This window comes from Desulfobacterium sp. N47 (assembly GCF_051233685.1).
Taxonomy (GTDB): Bacteria; Desulfobacterota; Desulfobacteria; order Desulfobacterales; family RPRI01; genus RPRI01.
This window is the reverse complement of the sequence record NZ_JBAMMY010000031.1, coordinates 1-16,805: the sequence shown is the minus strand read 5'-3', so window position 1 is coordinate 16,805 and position 16,805 is coordinate 1. Positions and strand designations below refer to the sequence as shown.

The window sequence follows — 16,805 nt, the reverse complement described above, 5'->3', positions numbered from 1 at the left end:
CAAATAGATCAGGAGGCGATCATGGATATTGTAATGCTGTCACGTCTGCAGTTTGCAACAGCTACCATGTTTCATTTTCTGTTTGTCCCGTTAACACTTGGGCTTTCGGTTCTAATTGCCGTGATGGAAACAAAATACGCCCGTACCGGTGACAAGCTTTACCTATCCATGACAAAATTCTGGGGAAAGCTCTTTCTAATTAATTTTGTTCTCGGTATTGTTACCGGAATTACTCTTGAGTTTCAGTTTGGAACGAACTGGTCGAGGTATTCGGCTTTTGTGGGAGATATTTTCGGTTCTCTTCTTGCTATAGAAGCCACCGCGGCCTTTTTCCTTGAATCTACTCTGATAGGAGTATGGATATTCGGCTGGAGAAAGCTTTCCCCAAAAGCGCATGCTGCCGTGATGTGGCTTGTTGCAGGCGCTTCAACTTTATCTGCCGTTTGGATAATTATAGCAAACGCATGGATGCAACATCCTGTGGGCTATGTTTTAAGAAATGGGAGAGCCGAACTTAATGATTTTTTTGCTGTTGTTTTTCAAAAATTTGCGATTCTGCAATTTTTGCATACCATAAGCGCAGCTTACATTATCAGTGCGTTTTTTGTAATGGGAGTAAGCGCTTACCACATCCTAAAAAATCAGAATACGGATTTTTTTTCAAAATCATTCAGAACGGCTCTTGTTTTCGGGATGATATTTTCTGTTTTTGTAGTATTTGAAGGCGATTTCCATGCATCCGATGTTTCCAAAAAACAACCCACAAAACTTGCAGCAATGGAATGTTTATGGGATACAACCAAAAGAGCTCCGGTTTACCTTTTTGCTCTTCCTGATGAAAAAAATGAAAAGAATATAATAGAAATTGGCGCTATTCCAGGCCTTTTAAGCTTTCTTGCTTATAAAGACATAAATGCCGAAGTAAAAGGGCTTAAAGATTTTCCGAGAGATGAAAGACCTCCTGTGTTTATTACTTCAATAGCATTTAAAAGCATGGTAGGTCTTGGATCATATTTTGTACTTATTACAATTTACGGCTGGTTTATAAGAAAGCGGCTTACTGAAAACAAATTATTTTTAAAAATTATGTTATTTTCAATTCCCTTGCCTTATATTGCAACAGAATTAGGTTGGGTAATGTCTGAGGTAGGCAGGCAACCGTGGATAGTATACCGCATGATGAGAACATCGGATGCCGTATCGCCATTGGCTTCTTCGCAGGTTTTTGTTTCACTTATCGCCTTTATTCTTGTTTACGGGCTTTTGGGTATTGCCGGATTTTATCTGATAATAAAAAACGCAAAAAAGAATCCGGAATTATAAGCCGGTTAATTATTTCCATGGAGGTACTATGGATTTACAGACTCTTTGGTTTTTTCTATGGGGTTTGCTGTGGGCTGTTTTCTTCATGACCGATGGGTTTGATTTCGGAATCGGCATGCTTTATCCCTTTCTTGGAAAAAACGACATAGAAAAACGTATAATGATAAATTCCATCGGTCCTCTCTGGGATGGCAATGAAGTATGGCTGATTACTGCCGGCGGGGTTACATTTGCTGCTTTTCCGCTTGCGTATGCTGTTATGTTTTCTTCCCTTTACTCCGGTCTGATGTTCATTTTATTTGCCCTTATACTTCGTGGGGTCGCCTTTGAATTCAGAAACAAGGTGGATAAACAAAGCTGGCGGATTATCTGGGATACATGCATTACTGCCGGAAGCCTGGTTCCGGCTCTTTTGTTCGGAATTACATTTGCAAATATTTTCAAAGGTCTTCCGTTAGACGCTAACGGAGTATTTCAGGGCTCTTTTTTTGATCTTTTAAACGTATATGCTCTTATTGGCGGTTTATTGTTTATATTGCTTTTTCTGTTTCACGGTGCTGTCTGGCTGGCTATTAAAACTGAAGGTGATCTTCATAACAGAGCGCATTTAACTGCAGTATGGCTTTGGCCTTTTGTTCTGATTTGCGCTGTATTATTTCTTGTAGCAAGCTGGCGTTATACAAAGCTTTTTGATAATTTTATATATCAGCCCGCACTTTTTCTGGAAATATTGCTGATTGTTGCAGCCTTATTTGCTTCAAGATTTTTTATTAAAAGAAATAATTATTTTAAAGCCTGGTTTGCATCATCAGTTACAATTGTGGGGGCGGTTTTTTTCGGCATAATCGGTTTATATCCGAATATACTGCCTTCAAGCATAAGCTCCGATTTTAATGTTACAGCCTTTAATTCATCATCCAGTCCGCTTACCTTAAAGATCATGCTGATTGTTGTAATAATATTTATTCCGGTTGTAATTGCGTATCAGGCATGGACATATAATCTTTTCAAAGGAAAAATAACAGAAAAAGATCTTTCATACGAAGAAGCGTATTAATTAACCCGGCTTATTCCTGCAGGCTTTGTAATAAATTAAATGGAGAAATTGTTATGCTGGTTCTTGGTATAATGGGCAGTCCCAGAAAAAAAGGAAACACTGATTATTTACTTTCACTTTTTATGAAGGAAATAGAAGAAGCCGGGGTAAGAACTCATATCGTTGAAGTGGGAAAAAAGAATATCAAACCATGCCTTGAATACAGTGTTTGCGAGAAAAAAGGAATCTGTCCCATAGACGATGATATGGATGAAATTTATTCTCTTTTACGTGAAGCTGATGTTATAGTAATTGCAACGCCGATGTTTTTTTATAATGCGCCAGCTCAGACAAAGGCCCTCATAGACAGAAGCCAGACTTTATGGGCCAGAAGATATAGACTTAACCTTATGGATCCTGGTCATAAAATAAAGAAAGGGTTTCTTCTTGCCTTGGGTGCTACCAAAGGTAAAAATCTTTTCGAAGGAATAAATCTTACTGCAAAGTACTTTTTCGATGCAGTTAGCGCATCATTTGAAGGGAGTTTGACATATCGTAATATTGAAAGCCGAGGAGATATGGAAAAACATCCTACTGTTTTACAGGATGTAAAAGATGCAGCCGAAAATATTTTAAGGTCTTATCTTACCAGAAAGAAAATCTTATTCGCTTGCAGGGAAAATGCATGCCGCAGCCAGATGGCAAGCGCTTTTGCCCGATATTTTGCCGGTGATAAAATAGATGCATTAAGCGGCGGCAGCGCTCCGGCAGATACAATCAACCCAATAATGATTGAAGCCATGCATGAAAAAGGAATAGATATGGCTTTTCGTAAACCAAAATCAATTGATGAGGTTGTGTCAAAAGAGAAACCGGATATTATTATCACAATGGGATGCAAGGAAGAATGTCCCTTTGTTCCCGGAGCCAAGATGGAGAACTGGGAATTGCCCGATCCTTCCGGAAAGCCTATAGAATTCATGCGTGATGTTCGAGATGAAATAGAAAAAAGAATTATGAAATTGAGTAATTCATTGTAAAAAAAATAAATAATTAAAAGGAGATTGTAATATGGATAAGTATGTATGTAAGGTTTGTGGTTATGTGTATGATCCTGCGGCAGGAGATCCTGATAACGGCGTAAAACCCGGAACAAAATTTGAAGATCTGCCCGACAGCTGGCAATGCCCGATTTGCGGTGCTTCAAAATCTGATTTCGAAAAAGAATAAATTCAGGCCAGTGCCCTTTTATTGCTGAATCCAAATCCGGCAAAAAAAGGGCATTTTTGTATAACATTAAGTATTATTTCAGGAATAAGATATGAAACCTGCCCAGATTACAAAAGATGTTTATGATGTTGGTGTTAATGACTGGAATATAAGGGACTTTCACGGATATTCCGTTGATTTCGGAACAAGTTATAATGCTTTTTTAATAGTGGATAAAAAAATAGCTCTTATTGATACGGTTAAAGCAGAGTTTGCAGATCAGCTGATCGAAAATATATCTGAAATTATTGATCCTAAAAAAATTGATTATGTTATCAGCAACCATACGGAAATGGATCATTCAGGCGGATTACCCCGTGTGATGCACAAAGTCGGCGAGGATAAACCCCTTTATTGTTCTAAAATGGGGCAAAAGAATCTATCCCGCCATTTCAGACAGAAATGGCATTACCATCCGGTAGAAAATGGTGAAGAACTTTCGCTTGGGAATAAAACCCTTACATTTCTCGAAACAAGGATGCTTCACTGGCCGGACAGCATGTTTACATACCTGAAAGAAGATAAAATCCTCTTTTCAAGTGATGCTTTCGGTCAGCATTATGCGGGAACCGAAAAATTTGATGATGCTATCGGTCATATTATTATGCCGCATGCCAAAAAATATTTTGCCAATATCCTTCTGCTTTATGCACCTCTGATTCTAAAGCTGGTCGAACATATTGCAAATCTCAAACTTGAGTTTAATATGATTTGTCCCGATCATGGCATGTTATGGCGAAAAGATCCGGGAAAAATCATTAATGCATATATTGAGTGGAGCAGCCAGAAAGCAAAGAATAAAGCTATAGTTATTTATGACACCATGTGGCACAGCACTGAAAAAATGGCGGATGCAATCATTGCAGGTCTTGTTGAACAGGGTGTTGAGGCAAGACCGTATCATTTGAGAAAATGGAATCGAAGCGATATAATGACTCAGGTTCTGGAAGCAAAGGGGATTATTGTCGGTTCTCCGACATTAAATAATGGTTTATTCCCAACGGTAAGCGATTTTTTAACATATATGAAAGGGCTTAAGCCTAAAAATAAAATCGGGGCGGCTTTCGGTTCCTATGGCTGGAGCGGCGAGTCAGTAAACTTAATTAAAAATGAGCTTGAATCAACAAATATTGAAATTGTTGATCCTGGCGTAAGATTCCAATATGTGCCTGACAATGATTGTATCCAGGCATGCATTGAAATGGGAAAAAGGATCGGAAAATTAATAAATGAAAATACCAGTTGTTGAGCTTGGAGAATGTGTACTCTGCGGCATTTGTATTGATCTTGTTCCATCCGTTTTTAAACTCAGCAGCGCAGGATATGTCGAAGTTTCAGATATACCGGAATATCCTGAAGCTGATGTTGATGAAGCAATAAAAAACTGCCCTTCGGACTGTATATCATGGATACAATCTTAGTTAAGCGAATTGGAGGCCAAAAGCTCAAAAAAATAATTTATGAGATATTATCAGACCCGAATTTTAATTTAAAAATAAGCGACCTTCTTCTGTTTCCCGGAAGGCAGGCTGTAAACTATCTGATTTCTCATCTTTACAGTAAAGAAGAGCTGATCAAATGGCGGGCGGTCACAGCAATGGGAGAAGTTGTTTCAGCTCTTGCAGGTACTGACCTGGAATCCGCACGTATTGTTATGCGCCGTCTTATCTGGAATTTAAATGATGAATCGGGCGGAATCGGCTGGGGATCTCCTGAAGCAATGGGAGAAATTATCGCAATGCATGATAAGCTCGGAGAAGAATACAATCGTGTATTAATTTCTTATATAGATAAAAAAGGAAATTTTCTTGAAAATGAAGTGCTGCAGCAGGGAGTATTATGGGGTATAGGCAGGATCGCAGTTACAAAACCGCAACTTGTAAGAGATTCTTTTTCTTTGCTTGTACCTTATCTTGAACACCGGGATTCTTTATCCCGTGGTCTTGCAGCAAGGGCAATGGCTACGATAGATCATAAAAAAGCAAAACCTGCTCTTCTTTTTCTTAAAAATGATAGTTCGATTATTAAAATTTATGAAAATGGCAAATTTGTTGAGTTTATGACCAGTCAAATAGTGGATAATATTTTATGATAAAGGAGAAATTAATAATGAAAAAATTTATAAAACTAGCATCATATTTGTCCGTATTCCTTTTACTTTCACTTGGCACTGCTTATGCCAACAAAGCTTCTGTAGTAATTGATGCTTCTGATTCAGTTGCAAAAGGTTCGGAAGTAACAATCAAATTGAATGTCATGCATAACGGCGACAATATTTTTCATCATGTTGAATGGATTTATGTAAAAGTAAATGGAAAAGAAGTAGCAAGATGGGATTTTTCTGCGTTCAACAGACCGGAATCGGAAAATTTTACAAGAGAAGTAAAATATACGATAAATGAACCGGTTCAGATTGAAGCTGAAGCAAGCTGCAATATCCACGGAAGCGCAGGGATAACAAAAGCCGCCATTGATGTAAAATAATATTATTTGGAGATACTCTTATGAATATCGGAGGGGTTTCAATAGTTCTGATTGGTGGAATAATTAATTTCTGCTTACTCTTGTTCCAGCTTTTGTCGGGCCTGCATTATATTAAAGTGCCTTTAGGAGTGCATAAAAAAACCGGCATTGCTCTTGTGCTTTTTGCCTTTATCCACGGACTGCTCGGCATTCTAGCAGATTAAAGAAAGCCACTAATTTCTTTATCCTCATTCCAGTTTTGCTGATTAATCAATATATCAATTCCCGCAAGACCGTTTCCAAATAGATTTCAGGTTCAGAAACAAGTTTGCCAGATCCGATTCTCATTGTTACGTAAATACAGACTTATCACAGGTTTTCTGAGCGGTTGAGTACGCTTGCTACTTCAAGGCAAATTGTCAAGTTCAGCAGCTTTTTTAAAGGCTTTTTCCATATCAGGCAAATGAGTAATTTCAGGGACAACCTGGATATATTGAACAATTCCTTGTTTATCAACAAGGATTACTGCTCTTGCAAGCAACATCGGCCCGTCCATAAGCAGTCCTATTGACCTGCCGAAGCTGCCTTCTTTATAATCCGAAAGATATTGGATATCATTCAGCTTGGCTTCATCTGCAAAACGCACCTGGGCAAAAGGAGTATCACGGCTAATAGTAATTCGCTTAATTGTTGCCGGAAGTTTATCCCCTTGTTCTCCCAAATAATGAGTTTGCGCTTCACAGACTTTAGTATCGATTGAAGGAACAATGCTGAGAAATAGAACAGCATTTTTATAATCATTAAGATTAACAGAATTCATTGTTTTAGCATCAACAAGACTTGTGTCCGGCAATTGCTTACCGACCTCAATAGCATTACCGATTAATGATAGTGACTTACCTTTCATTGTCACCTGTGTTCCCGGAGAAACACTTACTGTATCAATTGGCATATCGGCTTGTTTTTTTGCGCATGAGATCAATAATACCAAAAAAGTAACACCAACCATGAGATTAATTATTTGTCTTTTCATACTTTGCCTCCATATTAATGTTCTCAGTTCATTACAATTCATATTCCCGGTGAAATCCAAAGCCGGTTTATTATAGCATTAATCAGCAATTTATCTCATCAATTAATTGTTTCAATTTCCCGTAATTCGTTTTGTTGAAATCTATAATAATTCTTGGAAGATTGCTGATTTCAGTCTCATCTACTTCTTCCGGAAGTGCTCCTGAAAGACATATCTTCCCATCAGTTTTCAGGATATCGCTATATCGTGTTTTAATCTCTTTTAATTTTTCTTCTTCAAGAGGTTTTTTAAGGCGTATGATATAACAGTTCTTGATCTGACGTATGCTGTGATAACGGGAATAAAATTTGTTTATAATTTTAATTGCTTTATCGGCAGAGTCGGTCAAATCAAACAGATGCATATCTGATTTACTGATGTAATTTTTTTCCAATAGCTCCTCTTTTATAAATTTTATCCAATTTAACCAGTAGTTACCATCAGGTTCATCCATGAGTATAATAGGCAGGGGATTGCGCTTGCCTGTTTGAACCAGCGCCAAAGTTTCCATGGCTTCATCAAGTGTACCGAAACCGCCCGGAAAAACAACAATTGCATCGGACTCTTTAAGAAAGGCAACTTTTCTGTTAAAAAAATATTTATACATTATATTCTTTGAGTTTCCCTTAATAACAGGGTTTGAATCCTGCTCGGAAGGAAGACGAATATTAACTCCGAAAGAATGATCCGGCCCGGCGCCTTCATGAACAGCCTGCATTATGCCCGGACCACCGCCGGTAATTACCATATAACCTGATCCGGCTAATTTGGCTCCGAGATTATACGCTGTTTCATATAAAACAGTATTTGGTTTTGTTCGGGCCGAGCCAAATACGGATACTTTTTTCAAATGACTGTAAGGCCCAAACACCTTAGCCGTAAAACGCATTTCTTTCAGGGAAGTATTCATAAGCTTTAAATCCACTTTCCCATTATCTTCCTGCCCCGCTTTTAATGATGCTAATATCATCTCCCTTACAATAGCAGGCCTGCGAATACCTTCAGATAATTTCATTAATTGGTTTATTACTTCCTCGACAGGACCGTTATCATCTTTAAAATGTATTTCCATATAATAGTAAACTCCTCAATAGATATTTTTATTATATATAATATCCGATCGATTAAGTAAAAACCAATAATTTCTCAAAAATACAAAAATAACCCGTTTACAAAATTTTCCATTGAGCTTTTTAGCACATTACTTCGGTACAAATATAATATGCTATTTACAATCCCATCTTACATGGGATAAAAGATCAATACCGGATCATTTTAAATGGGGAAAAAGAAAATATTTGAGATATTACTAAGATTGATAAAACCGTCTATAACATATTAGATACGCTGACGCTTAACTTCCGGCTGAAAAAGGATTCAGCAAAAAACAGCCCACGTTGGGCGGCTTATGCAAACCAGGAGGAAAAGATGCTAAAAACTAAAGGATTGGAATACGAGATTCAAGGCGATGGGGAACCTGTACTGCTTATTCACGGAAGTATTTTAGCGGACGCTTTCCTCCCGCTCACTAACGAGGCAATACTCGCAGATCGTTATAAACTTATCCGGTATCACCGCCGGGGGTTTGCCGGCAGCGATCCCCTTAAAGGAGCATTCAGTATCGAAGAGCAAGCACAAGACGCGTTGGCTCTTCTGAATGTACTTGGCATACAACGTGCGCACGTTATCGGGCATTCCTACGGTGCGGTAACCGCTTTGCAGCTTGCTTGCCAGGCTCCGTCCGTTGTTCACTCTCTGGTGCTTCTTGAACCACCAAAAACCACCGAGGAACCGGAAAGCATGGAGGAGTTCGAACCACTTATCGAACAGTTTAGTTCCGGCGATGTTATTGGTGCTGTTGATACATTCATGGCTATGGTTGGCGGGCCGGAATGGAGATCTGAGGTACAACGCACCGTGCCGGGCGGTCCCGAACAGGCGGAAAAGGATGCCGCTACCTTTTTCGACATAGAATTTCCGGCGCTGGGAGAATGGATTCTGGACAAAGATAAAGCAAGCAGAATCTCTCATCCAGTCCTTTATCTCCTTGGAACCGAGAGTGACCCTATGTTCGAAAAGGCAAAGCAGGCTTTTAAGTCAATCGTAACGCACACGGAAGAAGTACTGCTTCCCGGAATTAATCATCTTTTTATGATACGAAATCCAAACCATGTAGCCCAGCCGATCGCTGACTTTCTGGCGCGGCATCACCAAACACCCGCTGCAAATCGTCGCTTTCCCACCCGAGAACATTATAATAGAAATCGTTCGCCACGGTATAATGCACCAGCAGGTAAATGATCAGTACGATAACACCGGCCAAAAAGGTAAGCCCGGCTTTCTTCTGTAACGGACGTCGGCTTTTTCCGATCTGATAACGATGCCCAAAGGTATAAAGGATGATGAAAAGGCAGGCTAATGAAGCGCATTGATCAGGGTATAATCTTTGACAAACCCCTTTCCCCGAATTTCATGGGAAGAAAGATGGCACAAATGCTTATAACAATTACCGCCAAAAAAGAAACCGCCGCCCATATCCATTCAACGAAGCCAAGATATCTTTGATGTATTGATGCCATGAATATATGATATACCGGGCCTGCTTCAAGAATTAATACTGCTGCTATGAATCCCGCACAAATCATCATAAACAGCAGGCCCCCAAAACTCGTAACCGACTGTTCCGGATTTTCACACTTAAAGTCCGGGTAAGCAGCACCGAAGCCTATTCCTATAGATACGATTCCGGGCACCATCAAAAATACCGTTATAACCGAAAGAAACATTATAAAAGTATCTGCTTTTAATATTATGTTTGTCGCCACTATAAGAATTTCCGAAAGAACCAGCAAAGGGAAAAAGTATATAAAGAATTTTATCCACAATACTGTTTTGATTGTAACCGGAGATGCTTTTACAAGCCAGGATGCTTCTTTTTCCGAACTTACGGCCGGATATGCAAAGCGGCCTGTTATGGCTGTGAGTACAAACATGCAAAGACCCATATTTAAAAAAGATAAGAGGTTTTGAAGATATATTGTTTTTATGGGTGATTTTTCCAGAGGAAGTACATTAAAATTGTATATGTATATTATAATAAGGGCTCCGATAAGCAGTAATTGAGACCATTGAGTCTGATCCCTGAAAAAGACTTTAAGTTCTTTTCCAATAAATGCTCTGGTTGGACCGGGAAGAAATTTTAAGAAAGGAAATTGTACAAATTTATATTTATATATTTTAAAAGAAACAGTCTGAGTTTTTGAATATCCATTAAAATAAATAAGATCGGCGATAATTATATTTATAATCATTATGAAACCAAAAAAACTCAGTGACAGCCCCAAATGAAACAGGCTTTCTTTTGCAGACCCGAAAAGGGCTTCATTAATACTGTCATAAACCCAGGTGCTTGGCAGAAAAGGTAAAGATGGAGCTTTCAGATTATTTAAATATACTACAACGGTTGCAAAGGCTTCCGGATCTACGAGTTGCTCCGGTTTTAAAAGTCTTAAGGCTAAAAACAGTATTATAAAAATGGCAAACCCCAAAGCAACGATAATATTTTTCATACGGTTTGCTGGAACAATAAAAACCAGGATCATAACTATCAATGAGCTTATACATGCACATATCAGCGAAAGGGATACCAGATTGACAGTAATGTTTAAATAGAAAAAAAGCCCTGTTTTGTAAACAATACCGCATGCAATAAGTACCGGAAGTATATATAATATTACCATCCAGGAGCTGTCTATGACACTTTCAATCCACCTTGCAATAAAAATCCTGTAACTTGAAAGCGGCATTGAATGGATAAGAGGAAGATCTCTTGAGAGATAAAATCTGGAAAGCGAGGTAAGAATACTGCTGAAAATAAGAAAAGAAAAAGAAATGAGAATGAGCATCGATAAAATTTTTAAGATAAGAATATCGCCAAGTCCTTCTATTTTCTTAAAATATTTAAGAGTTCTTAAAGAAATAATAAATATGCCGCTCCAGAATATTAATCCTGCCATTGTTAGAAAAATAGTTCGGTAAATATCTTTTTTCGAGTTTTTTGAAATTAAGGGATTTTTAAAAGATAAAAACTTCGGCCTTAAAAGAATTAAGATTTCTTTTAATATTTCATTCATCGCCTAAGCCTTTTAATGCTCTTTAAGAAGTTAGTTTTATAAACGCATCTTCCAAGTCAGGATCAACAAGCAAAGATTTTTTCTTAAGATCATCAGCAGTTCCTGTTGCGATCAAAACCCCGTTTTTAATGATTCCGATACGGTGGCACACATCTTCTGCAACCTTTAAAGTATGAGTAGACATAAAAACTGTTAATCCTTTGGAAGCAAGATGTTTCAGCAGGTCTTTAACCATTCTTGCAGCCACAGGATCAAGACCAACCATAGGTTCATCGATTATTATCACTTCAGGATCATGAAGAAGAGCTGCTGCCATTATCAGCCTCTGCTTCATGCCGTGCGAGTAGGACTCTATTAATTCATCAGCCCATTTTATTAGAGAAAACATACCAAGAAGATTATCCGCTTTTTCACTAAAGAATTTATCGGGAACTCCATAAAGGTTTCCGATAAATCTTAAAAATTCTTTTCCTGTGAGTTTTTCGTAAAGGTAAGGTCTGTCCGGAATAAATCCGATAATTCTTTTTGCTTCTTCAGGCTCATCTTTCATGCTGATTCCGCCGATTTTAATCAAACCTGAAGTAGGATCATTTATTCCGCCCATCATCTTGATGGTTGTTGTTTTCCCGGCACCGTTGGGCCCCAGAAAACCGAATATTTCACCTTTTGGAATTGAAAGGCTAAGATTATTTACAGCCGTAAAATCGCCATATTTTTTTGTAAGATTTTCAAGAAGTATCATTTGAATTCAATAACCTTTATTTTGATTTTTCCCAATATGCTCAGGATATCAAGCTGCTCCTTAGGTCCTCCTGATGAAAATCGTATATGGGTGGCATCGGCCGGTATCTGGCCAAACAGAGGATCTATTGCAACCCATCTTCCAAAATACAAACTATTCCATGCATGATAGTAAAAACTGCCATTTAAATAAACAAGCCCTGCTTCAACTCTTGCAGGAATTCCTGCGGCTCGTGAAAGAGCAGCCATGAGAACAGCGTGTTCGTTACAATCCCCAGCTTTGTTTTTAAGTGTTGAAACTGCATCAGGCAAAGATATTACCGGTCTTTTTTCAATGTTAGAGTTTATCCAGTTTAAAAGTTTCTTTGCTTTGATTATCGGCGGATCATCCGGATTTACTGTTTTTTTAACAATATTCTCTATATCTCTGTTATCCGATTGTATGAAGGGCGAGGGCTTAAGAAAATAATACGACGCTATATCAGGTTTATAAGAAGTGTGCTGCCTGAAAAGATTGTCTATAGATTCTTTGTTTATATACAAAATACCGTCTTTAAATATCTGCCTGTCATCATTTATTTTCAGCGGATCGGGGTTAATTCCTGAGATCCGTATTTTAAGAAAAGTAAGTTTTTCAGGATTACTGATTGTAATATTTGATGGTATTGAAACAAGCCTGGTAAGATCATCACTTGCCTGCACAGGCATACCATTTAAGGCATCATCCTTTGTTGTCTTCTCAAGGCTTATACCAAGAACCCCTTTTTCTTTAATTACTTCTCCTTCATCGCTGACCCATAGTGTCTGGGTCGTACCTTTAAATGAAAGAAAAGTTTTAATCGCCGATTGTTTTATCTCTCCCGTTTGTATCTCCTCTCTTCTGTCTATCTTCAGAAGTACCGGCACATGGCTCATTGAGGCAGGATCAAAGATATCGAAAGTAAAGATCTCCCCTTCTTTTAAACCTGATGCGAATGCGGCATTTATTAAACCGGCCATAAGATATGGTTTGCTCTTAACTGGCATACCGATTTTGCGAATATCTCCGAAACTTTGAGTCTGAATCGATAATATATCTTGTTTCATCTCACCTTTTGCTGCAAAATCAAATCTGCCTGAATTGATTTTAAAATCAAATTCTTGCAACGTAAAATCCGGATTCAGATTTCCCAAAGTTTTGACATATATATCATGCATCAATCCCATCGTATTAATCTTCATGAAAACATACTCTTCGATTTTATATCCATTGTCCTGTAGGGAAATAATTGAGTGGGAATAACCGATTTTATGTTCATTTTGGAATATATTCATCCATGTATCTTTTCCGGAAAGCACATCAGTCTGAGCTGTTAAAGAATGCCCATGAAGGGTTTTTTGAAAAATTCCAAGCCTTACGGCAAGTAAAACAGCAAATACCATAAACATTGCCGCACCGGTAAAAACCAAGTATTTATTTTTATAAAGAGGCATAGGTATAGTGTTTTTTTAGCATTAAGTTGGCAAATCAGGAACCGATAATCTGAAAAGAATAGTATCACAGCTTTTGTTTTTTGACCAGTTTGTCAAATATTTAATGTTTTTTATTTTCTAGACCATCAGAGGCTTAAAGTCTGATAATTACGAGCCGGGTTTGTAATATCTGAAGAATTTTGTTACCGGATAATAAATGCTTATTAATAATTAATTTGAAAGCTACAAGGCGGTAAATCCCATTAGCTGGACAGCTATTTAATAAAATAAGCTCTGAGCCATACTGTGCCAGATGCAATTCTCGCTTTGAAAAATTAAACCATATAAATCAGCATATAAATAAATTGACGCTTATCCTGATCTGTCATATCCTGGAGCAATTGGAAAACGGTCTGTTTTCAAGTGTACTTCTGCAACTGAAATCAGGAATGAGCAAAGGACTATATAATTGAAATTTTCAAATTCTTACGCAAAACTGGATGAAGTTTTTTATGAAAGGATACGGCCCACACCTGTTCGGGATCCCCAACTGTTTTTGTGGAATTCCAGTCTGACCGAACAGCTGATGATACCGGATGAATTAAATAATGATCCGGTTGCCCTGGCACAAGTATTTTCAGGAAACCACATTTTGCCCGGTTCGGAACCCATTGCAACTGCATATGCAGGCCATCAGTTCGGCAGTTTTGTCCGCCAGCTTGGAGACGGAAGAGCACATCTTATAGGAGAGTTATTGGATCAATCCGGGAAAGGGTGGGACATTCAGCTTAAAGGCTCCGGCCGCACCTCCTTTTCCAGAGGTGGTGACGGACGTTGTTCCATAGGTCCGGCTGTGCGGGAGTTTATTATGAGTGAGGCCTTGAAAGCATTAGGTGTTGCAACAACACGCAGTCTGGCAGTTGTTACTACCGGAGAACCTGTTTTTCGTGAGACTCCACTGCCGGGAGCTGTTGTGACGCGGGTGGCTTCCAGTCATATACGTATCGGCACTTTTCAGTACTTTGCAGCCCGGGGCGATCTTAAATCTCTTATTACTCTGTGTCATTATGCTATTAAGCGTCACTATCCGGAGTTGCAGACAGAAGGTCAAAATCAATATCTTTCGTTTCTTAACAAAGTCATAGAAAAGCAGATTCAACTGGTTGTTGACTGGATGAGAATCGGTTTTATTCACGGTGTCATGAATACTGACAACACTTCTATTTCCGGGGAAACCATTGACTACGGCCCTTGCGCCATGATGGGTATCTATGATCCGCAGACTGTTTACAGCTCGATTGATACGATGGGCAGATATGCTTTCGGCAATCAACCTGCAATTATACAATGGAACATCGCGCGATTCGGTGAATGTCTGTTGCCGCTTATTAATTCGGATAATAATAAAGCATTAGACCGGCTCAGATCTATTATTTCCGAGTTTCCCGGAATGTTTGAGAAAGAATATATGAAAATGATGGGGAAAAAACTTGGCCTGAAATTTTTTAAGCAGGATGATCAGAAACTGATACTTGCTGTATTGAACCGGCTCAGGGAGAAGCACTTGGACTACACGGTCACTTTTGATCTTCTAACCAAATCTTTGTTGTCTGAAACTGTGGCCTCTCAAATGAAAAATGAACTGGAGGAGTATTTTGAACTTTGGCAAAAACGTTTAAGCGAGCAGGATGCAGATCTGCATGAGGTGCAGGTTCTGATGCGCCAATACAATCCGGTGGTAATACCAAGGAATCATCATGTTGAAGAAGTGATTCAGGAATGCCAACAGTCAGGCAAGTCTACGCTGGCAGAAAAATTTCTTCAGGTTCTTAGCTCACCATATGAAGAGCTGGCACAAACACATGATTATCAAGACCCGCCTGAAGACGGCGATAAGGATTATAAAACTTTTTGCGGAACCTGAAATTTGACTTAAAAGGCAGGAGGTTTCTAATGGATATTCCCCAAAAGTACAACGTGCAGACCCCCAACGAGCTACACCAATGGATGGAAAAAGGAAAAATATTTTATCTCATTGATACCCTTACGCACAGCCATTTCCAAAAGGTCCGCTTACCCGGTGCAAGAAACGCATGCGTTTTTGAAGTCACATTTATTGATCAAATTAAAGCTATAACAGAAAACAAGGATATTGATATAGTAGTTTACGGATCAAGCAGCAGGTCTTATGATGCAATCAGGGCAGCCGAAAAACTTGAGTACGAAGGATTTATCAATGTGCATGTTTTGGACGGCGGTATAGCTGCATGGCGTTTAGCCGGACTTTTATTGGAAGGCGATGAGGTTGAAGAACCGGATGATCCCCAAACCATGGTAAAACCGGATGACCAGCTATACCGGGTTGATTCAGACCGGAGTATGATTCAATGGACAGGTAGAAATGCCAATACAACTCATTTCGGGAACATCAGGATTCGCAATGGGGAACTTCAGTCCAAAGACGGCGTTTTTACCGGCATATTTAATATTGATATGAATTCCATCGTCAATATAAACCTGGATGGAGATGAACTGCAGCCGGTTCTGATCGCCCATCTTAAATCCGATGATTTTTTTCTGACGAAAGTATTTCCAACGGCAACTATCGAGATTAATCAAGCAAAACCTGTCAAAGATCCGTTTCTGACCGTGCCGAATTATGAAATCAACGCAACCCTGGAATTGCGTGGTCTTAAAGTCCGCCAGGACTTTTTTGCCACCGTGGCAAGAACACCTGAAAATGGTATCTCAGCTGAAGCACATTTCGACATAGACCGCACGAAATGGGGTGTCATTTATGGATCTGCCAGGTTTTTTGAACATCTTGGGATGCATGTGGTTTTTGATTTAATCAGCTTTCAGATTAGAATTGTGACAGACTGATAGGTTTCCGGTTTGCTGATACTTCCATCGGCCATCTACATTTTTTGGTGAATATGAAAAATGAACGACCCATTATCATGGAAAAATAAGAAGCTATGCCGAACCGCCCAATGCACCGTATGCAACAGGCTGCGAATGATCATAATATTGTAAAAGATTTTTGAACCAAGTGATCGGAAAATTAGAATATAACATCTTCCGATAATAAAACATAATGACTGAGATGATAAAAATGACACTTTCGCATTTAAATAACATATCTTTCAGTGTTGAAAAGCAAAGTCCTTGCACTGAGCGGTGGCCCGGAAAAACTGCACAGTTGCTTAAGTGGTAAAGCTGCTCTAAATTGACTTACAATTACAGAAAGGAGCAGCAGGTAAATGAAGACATTAAGAAGAAATCATGGAGCAGCATTTAAGGCAAAAGTAGCTAT

The 16,805-nt window shown here is 38.8% G+C and carries 17 protein-coding genes; 12 read left to right on the top strand and 5 right to left on the bottom strand.

All coding sequences use genetic code 11. From position 1 onward, the window contains the following. Positions 1–21: 21 nt before the first annotated feature. The 9 genes from VXK47_RS01530 to VXK47_RS01490 all read left to right on the top strand — a co-directional run bounded on the left by VXK47_RS01530 (position 22) and on the right by VXK47_RS01490 (position 6,315). Complete coding sequence (locus VXK47_RS01530) at positions 22–1,323, top strand: cytochrome ubiquinol oxidase subunit I (RefSeq protein WP_435547014.1); 1,302 nt, start codon at positions 22–24, stop codon at positions 1,321–1,323. 28 nt (positions 1,324–1,351) lie between these two features. Beyond that, positions 1,352–2,380: a cytochrome d ubiquinol oxidase subunit II gene (gene cydB, locus VXK47_RS01525; protein WP_435547013.1), complete on the top strand. Its 1,029-nt coding sequence runs from the start codon at positions 1,352–1,354 to the stop codon at positions 2,378–2,380. 53 nt (positions 2,381–2,433) lie between these two features. Next, entirely contained in the window at positions 2,434–3,399 is a 966-nt protein-coding gene (locus VXK47_RS01520) for an NAD(P)H-dependent oxidoreductase (protein ID WP_435547012.1), read from the top strand. 31 nt (positions 3,400–3,430) lie between these two features. Then, entirely contained in the window at positions 3,431–3,589 is a 159-nt protein-coding gene (gene rd / locus VXK47_RS01515) for a rubredoxin (RefSeq protein ID WP_435547011.1), read from the top strand. A 91-nt stretch (positions 3,590–3,680) separates the two neighbouring features. Then, positions 3,681–4,877 (top strand): FprA family A-type flavoprotein, encoded by a 1,197-nt coding sequence (locus VXK47_RS01510; protein WP_435547010.1) that lies wholly within the window; start codon positions 3,681–3,683, stop codon positions 4,875–4,877. After that, positions 4,858–5,049: a ferredoxin gene (locus VXK47_RS01505; protein WP_435547009.1), complete on the top strand. Its 192-nt coding sequence runs from the start codon at positions 4,858–4,860 to the stop codon at positions 5,047–5,049. Before VXK47_RS01510 ends, VXK47_RS01505 begins: the two co-directional genes overlap by 20 nt. After that, positions 5,034–5,720, top strand: coding sequence for a DVU0298 family protein (locus VXK47_RS01500; RefSeq protein ID WP_435547008.1), 687 nt, complete (start codon positions 5,034–5,036; stop codon positions 5,718–5,720). The genes VXK47_RS01505 and VXK47_RS01500 overlap by 16 nt, the downstream gene beginning before the upstream one ends. A gap of 17 nt (positions 5,721–5,737) precedes the next feature. Next, the gene (locus tag VXK47_RS01495) at positions 5,738–6,112 is read left to right on the top strand and encodes a desulfoferrodoxin family protein (RefSeq protein WP_435547007.1); all 375 of its coding nucleotides are present in this window, start codon (positions 5,738–5,740) and stop codon (positions 6,110–6,112) included. 20 nt (positions 6,113–6,132) lie between these two features. Further along, positions 6,133–6,315, top strand: coding sequence for a hypothetical protein (locus tag VXK47_RS01490; RefSeq protein WP_435547006.1), 183 nt, complete (start codon positions 6,133–6,135; stop codon positions 6,313–6,315). Positions 6,316–6,497: 182 nt separating this feature from the next. Here VXK47_RS01490 and tpx read toward each other — a convergent pair whose 3' ends face one another. Together tpx and VXK47_RS01480 are read right to left on the bottom strand one after the other, a co-directional pair. Beyond that, positions 6,498–7,124: a thiol peroxidase gene (gene tpx, locus VXK47_RS01485; RefSeq protein WP_435547005.1), complete on the bottom strand. Its 627-nt coding sequence runs from the start codon at positions 7,122–7,124 to the stop codon at positions 6,498–6,500. An 82-nt stretch (positions 7,125–7,206) separates the two neighbouring features. Continuing rightward, positions 7,207–8,235: an LOG family protein gene (locus VXK47_RS01480; RefSeq protein ID WP_435547004.1), complete on the bottom strand. Its 1,029-nt coding sequence runs from the start codon at positions 8,233–8,235 to the stop codon at positions 7,207–7,209. A gap of 356 nt (positions 8,236–8,591) precedes the next feature. On the opposite strand from VXK47_RS01480, the gene VXK47_RS01475 reads away from it, so the two are divergent. After that, complete coding sequence (locus VXK47_RS01475) at positions 8,592–9,464, top strand: alpha/beta fold hydrolase (protein ID WP_435547003.1); 873 nt, start codon at positions 8,592–8,594, stop codon at positions 9,462–9,464. Between the two features lie 131 nt (positions 9,465–9,595). Here VXK47_RS01475 and VXK47_RS01470 read toward each other — a convergent pair whose 3' ends face one another. Genes VXK47_RS01470 through VXK47_RS01460 form a run of 3 tightly spaced genes read right to left on the bottom strand, consistent with a single transcriptional unit; the run spans position 9,596 to position 13,465 of the window. Beyond that, complete coding sequence (locus tag VXK47_RS01470) at positions 9,596–11,296, bottom strand: putative ABC transporter permease subunit (RefSeq protein ID WP_435547002.1); 1,701 nt, start codon at positions 11,294–11,296, stop codon at positions 9,596–9,598. 22 nt (positions 11,297–11,318) lie between these two features. Beyond that, entirely contained in the window at positions 11,319–12,038 is a 720-nt protein-coding gene (locus tag VXK47_RS01465; protein ID WP_435547001.1) for an ABC transporter ATP-binding protein, read from the bottom strand. Beyond that, positions 12,035–13,465 carry a transglutaminase-like domain-containing protein gene (locus VXK47_RS01460; protein WP_435547000.1) on the bottom strand — a complete coding sequence of 477 codons (1,431 nt, stop codon included), beginning with the start codon at positions 13,463–13,465 and terminating at the stop codon, positions 12,035–12,037. The genes VXK47_RS01465 and VXK47_RS01460 overlap by 4 nt, the downstream gene beginning before the upstream one ends. A 493-nt stretch (positions 13,466–13,958) precedes the next feature. Between VXK47_RS01460 and VXK47_RS01455 the strand changes: the two genes are divergently transcribed. Then, entirely contained in the window at positions 13,959–15,413 is a 1,455-nt protein-coding gene (locus VXK47_RS01455; RefSeq protein WP_435546999.1) for a protein adenylyltransferase SelO, read from the top strand. 29 nt (positions 15,414–15,442) lie between these two features. Further along, positions 15,443–16,372: a YceI family protein gene (locus tag VXK47_RS01450; protein ID WP_435546998.1), complete on the top strand. Its 930-nt coding sequence runs from the start codon at positions 15,443–15,445 to the stop codon at positions 16,370–16,372. The last annotated feature ends 433 nt before the right edge of the window (positions 16,373–16,805 follow it).